General features: G+C 68.9%; 3 protein-coding genes. 1 reads left to right on the forward strand and 2 read right to left on the reverse strand.

Going from position 1 to position 4,255, the window contains the following annotated elements; all coding sequences use genetic code 11:
• Positions 1–441: 441 nt before the first annotated feature.
• Positions 442–828 carry a hypothetical protein gene (locus FNQ90_RS14340; RefSeq protein WP_182606743.1) on the reverse strand — a complete coding sequence of 129 codons (387 nt, stop codon included), beginning with the start codon at positions 826–828 and terminating at the stop codon, positions 442–444.
• A 672-nt stretch (positions 829–1,500) separates the two neighbouring features.
• Between FNQ90_RS14340 and FNQ90_RS14345 the strand changes: the two genes are divergently transcribed.
• Entirely contained in the window at positions 1,501–2,280 is a 780-nt protein-coding gene (locus tag FNQ90_RS14345; protein WP_182606744.1) for a hypothetical protein, read from the forward strand.
• Positions 2,281–2,941: 661 nt separating this feature from the next.
• On the opposite strand, the gene FNQ90_RS14350 is transcribed toward FNQ90_RS14345, so the two are convergent.
• Positions 2,942–3,844 carry a hypothetical protein gene (locus FNQ90_RS14350; protein WP_182606745.1) on the reverse strand — a complete coding sequence of 301 codons (903 nt, stop codon included), beginning with the start codon at positions 3,842–3,844 and terminating at the stop codon, positions 2,942–2,944.
• Between the last annotated feature and the right edge of the window lie 411 nt (positions 3,845–4,255).

Below are 4,255 nucleotides of genomic sequence, written 5' to 3' on the forward strand. Positions count from 1 at the left end.
CCCATCCGCTCCCCACCCCACCCGCCGCCCCTTGCGGCAACGTCTCGGGTGGTGGTTGACGTGCCGCCGCCCGCTGTTCGCCACCCGCTTCCCGGGCGGTGTGCTGCACGGGGTCGGCTTTCAGGCCGTATGCCTCGCCGTGAAGCTCATCCGGGCCCGTCACGGCGGTTGACCCCGCCCCGTCATCGCCGGTGGGCCGGCCCCCGGGCGGGGGCCGGCCCACCGGCCGTGTGTGCGACACGCCGGGGGCCCCGGAGCACCGGGTGGTATCCGGCCGGGCCGTGGTGTCGGGTCCACCGTTGGATGGCCTCGGTGATGGTGATGGCCGGGTGCCGGTGGCCCCGGTGTCGCCCGGGGTGTTGGTTCAGGTTCTTCCGGACGGTTCAGGTCCTCCCGGCCGGCGGGCAAGCCAATCGCCGATCGACCGGATGCCGGTGGTGCTCAGGTGGTGTACTCCACCCACGCCTGCACCGGGGTGGTGCCGGGCGAGCAGTAGACCTGCACGTTCCAAAAGCCCGTGTGCGGGCCCGAGACCCCGTAACTGCCGTCGGAACAGGCGACCACGGCCCACCACTGGGTGGTGCCGGTCGAGGAACACGAGACGGCGAAGTACCACTGGTAGCCGTCGAAGTCGAAGTATGCGTTCCCGCAGTGCACGCTGCGGGCGCCCACATCCAGGGCGTGTCCCCCCGGGGCCGCCAACGTCGCCGGCGACACCTTCTCCCCGGCGATCGCGGCCGGAGACGACGACGCGTGCGCCGGCCCGGCCATCGCCAACACCATCGCCGCGACGGCCACAACACACCCCGCGAACTTCCGTAAACCCATGACGCCCACCCCTGAACTCGGTTTCTTCTCCCGCGCCGTCACGGTGCCCGGCGCGGCCGGTTGACATGCACACTATGGGCATTCGGTGCACATGTCGTGCCGCACCCCAAACGCCCCCTCACCGGAAGCCACACGGAAATGGCAGCCCCTCGCCTTGCCTCCTGCTCCGGGAAACGGCCGCGCCTCGGCGCCCCGCACGGGAACCGCAGGTCCGCAACCACCCCGACCCCGGCCCGGGCCCCGGGGAAGGAGCTGGTTCCGGCCGAGCCGCCCCGGCAGGATTGGCCGGTTCCCGGAGCACCACGCCGGGTCCGGCCGGGCCGTGACGCCGCCCCCACTCGCGGACGGCCTCGGTGACATCGACGGCCAGGACGTGGTGCTCCTTCCGCTCGCCCAGGCGTTCGTCCAGGACCTCCCGCACGGCCCGGACCATCCCGGCCGGTGGAAGGTGCCACTCCTGGCCGTCGGTGGCCCGTCGGCCCTCCCAGGTCGCGGGGGCGGGCAGCTCGATGTCCGTCGGATCCCGACATACCACCCGGGCCCGCCACGGGTACTCCTCGGTGCCCGGGAGGGGTGCCCGGCCGTCGGGCGGTTCCGCTTCCCGCCCGGGCTGTCCCGCCCGGTGGGGCAGGGTGCGCGAAACGCCTCCCTCGCCACGGTGGGGACGGCAGGATGACCCTCCACGGCATCGGCGCCTACCGAGGGGGACGCATGTGGGCTCTACCGGCACTCCATCCACCGGGTCCCGCCCAGAGCGAGGACCTGATCCACTTCACCCAGCGACCCTGTGGCCGCCCCCCGACCGAAACGGTGCCGCAGAACATCCGTGACATGAGCGCCCAGCAGCGCCTGGACGCCATCCTGGCCGGAGGGCAACTGTGGGCGTTCCCGCCTTTCGGCGCGAACGGGTGCGCGACGATCAGTTTCTCCGAGGCCCCGGAACCACATCTGATCCATCTCATAGAGGATCACGGGTTCCCCCCGTGGGGGCTCGTGTTCGGGCGTTCCTCGATTCTCGGGGCCGGTGGCGGAGCGGTGGCGTACCTTCCCCAACATGTCCGGGAACGCTTCCCGGAGGAACTTCGGCACTGGGTGGTGCCTTTCGGCACGAACGGGAGATTCGAGGACTGGTCCCACGAACGCGAATGGCGCCTACCGGTGCCGGGCAGTCAAGGATTTCCCCTTGAGGGCTCTTTGCGGGCGGTACTGATCGGCGACATCACCTGGCGTCCGACCAGGGTTTCCACCGGCAACTGGTGGAACCCCGAGGACGGATCCTTGGAATCGGAGTTCAGGGATCCGCCGTGGCAGGAGGAGACGGAGTTGCCGGAACTGTGGCGGACAGCCGAGATCTGGTGCTGGAACCGCCACACCCGCAGTATCGATCGCCACCCACCCGGAACACCGGACCACACCACCCTGGTCACATCCTGGTGGGGAGAGTGGTCCTGACCGGTACCTCCGCCGGCCGTGCCCGCATTCCGGTGGTCCTGCTGCCGGTCCCGTACTGGGTTCCGTTCCATGTTCCGATTCAGGTACCGACCCCGGTACCGACTCCGGTCCCCATTCCCCTCGGGGCCGGCCGTGGTCAACCGCAGGTCGCGCCCCGGATTCGACCGGGGCCGTGCGCGAACAGGTCTCTCCCTGTACGGGGGGAGACCCTGTTCTCTCGTCACCCGGCGCCCGGCCGGGCCGGGACTGCCTGGCGAGGGTGTGCCGGGGGTCTGCTGGGGGTGTGCTGGGGTGTACCGGTGGCGTACTGCTCGGTGTACCGCTGCTGTACCGGTGGGTGTACCGGGTCCAGCACACCCGGCGGCTCCCTGATCTGCGGGGACGTCCGGTTTTCGGTCGTGACAGAAGCGGTGACCGTACCCGTGTGGTGGTGGGGAGCGGGACGACCCGGCCATCAGCTCGGCCACGTCCTGGTCCTCGACGTCGGATCGGCCACGCCCTGGTGCTCGTTTCCGGGTCGGCCACCGTTGATTGAGAATCCCTGAAAACGGTTAGGGCTGCTCATCGCCCCACGTATTTCGGCGTTCAACGGCAGGGGCTCGAAGAGCACCCTGCCCGGCGTCAATCGAAGCCGCTCGATCAGGGAGCGGCCTGGGCTGTGCTATCGGCGGGAGCGACATCCGAGAGTGCGTTGGGCTGGCACCTTTTTCGCGTTGCGTACCGAGATCTGCCTGGTGGGGGCAGCGTCCGTGAAGACCACGGCGCGGTGAAAGTTTGGTGATGCCACTACGACATCGGTGACCGGACGGATCGCGTCCCAGCGGAAGGTCCCCAGCTTCTTCCAGGTGTTCGGGTATACGTTGAGTCGAAGGGCGAAGTAAAGGTCCGGCACGAAGCACACCACCCGTCGGCTTTTGCCCTGCCGTTCGGCCATGTCGAGTTTCCGTAAAACATCTGTTCTTTGCCCGTCAGCACTCGGCCGGAGCAGGCTACTGATCTCGTACATCAGGTCAGACAGCCCGTGGGAGGCCAGATTCTCGGTCACGAGAACGACCACGTCCCCTTGCCGGGTAGCGACCAGCCCTTCGTCGCCCACGTAGGCATCGAAGGGCACAGCGCGCGCTACCTGGCAAAATGCACATGTCCGCTTGCCCGATCCAGCGGGGCAGCGGTTACGGCTGCATTCGTAGGTGCTGCGCATACCGACCCGTTCCATGGAGCGCACTGCCTCCAAGACGGTGTCCAATTGGCCGGTAGGGGTGCGAGCGGGCACCGATATCATCCATGGCAGGGTCAGGCCGAACTTGGCTGGCTCCCCCTCAATCGGTCCGGGGTTACGCTTGTTCCACGAGGAGAAATTCCTCAGAGTGGAGGAGTTGACGATCGACACCACCTCGACGGCCACTCCCTCCCCCGCGAAGTCGTAGCGGCCGTTATGAGGATCCTCCCGGCTGGGCGGGATGTGCATGGCCTCGCAGGCAAAGCACCTGTCGTAGGGAAAGATCGGCCCGAACAGCCTGCGGCACGTCCAGAAGGCGAATTGCTCCGAATCCTCTCTGCGCACAGCCCAAAGTTCCCTTCCTGCTAAACAGGTGTCGTCAGCACACCACGTCCCGAAGCGTGTACGAGAGCATCCCATTGCACCTCGAACCCAGGTGGCCGTTTTCAAGGAATGTCATCACCGTCTCCCGATCGGCCATGCTCGGGTTCGGGCACGGCCCGGTCCTCGATGTCGGATCGGCCACCGTCTCCCGTTCGGCCGGTGGTTCGGCCACGGGTTCGGTCGGGGCGTTGCGCAGCATCTGCCTGGCGGCCCCCGGTTCGGCCTCGGGGCGGTGTGCGGGGCCCGGTGGCCGCTGGTGGCCCGCGGGGCGGACGGGCCCACGGGCGGCCCGGCCCGGGCCCGGCACGGCCCCTCTCGGGCGCCGTGGGGCCACGGGGGCGGTGTGCGGCCCCGGTGGCCGTTCTCCGGCCG

The organism is Streptomyces alkaliphilus, from assembly GCF_014141535.1.
Classification (GTDB): domain Bacteria; phylum Actinomycetota; class Actinomycetes; order Streptomycetales; family Streptomycetaceae; genus Streptomyces; species Streptomyces alkaliphilus.

Coding starts and splice junctions, on each gene's coding strand:
- FNQ90_RS14340 (WP_182606743.1), bottom strand. CDS start 828: ATGGGTTTACGGAAGTTCGCGGGGTGTGTTGTGGCCGTCGCGGCGATG.
- FNQ90_RS14345 (WP_182606744.1), top strand. CDS start 1,501: ATGACCCTCCACGGCATCGGCGCCTACCGAGGGGGACGCATGTGGGCT.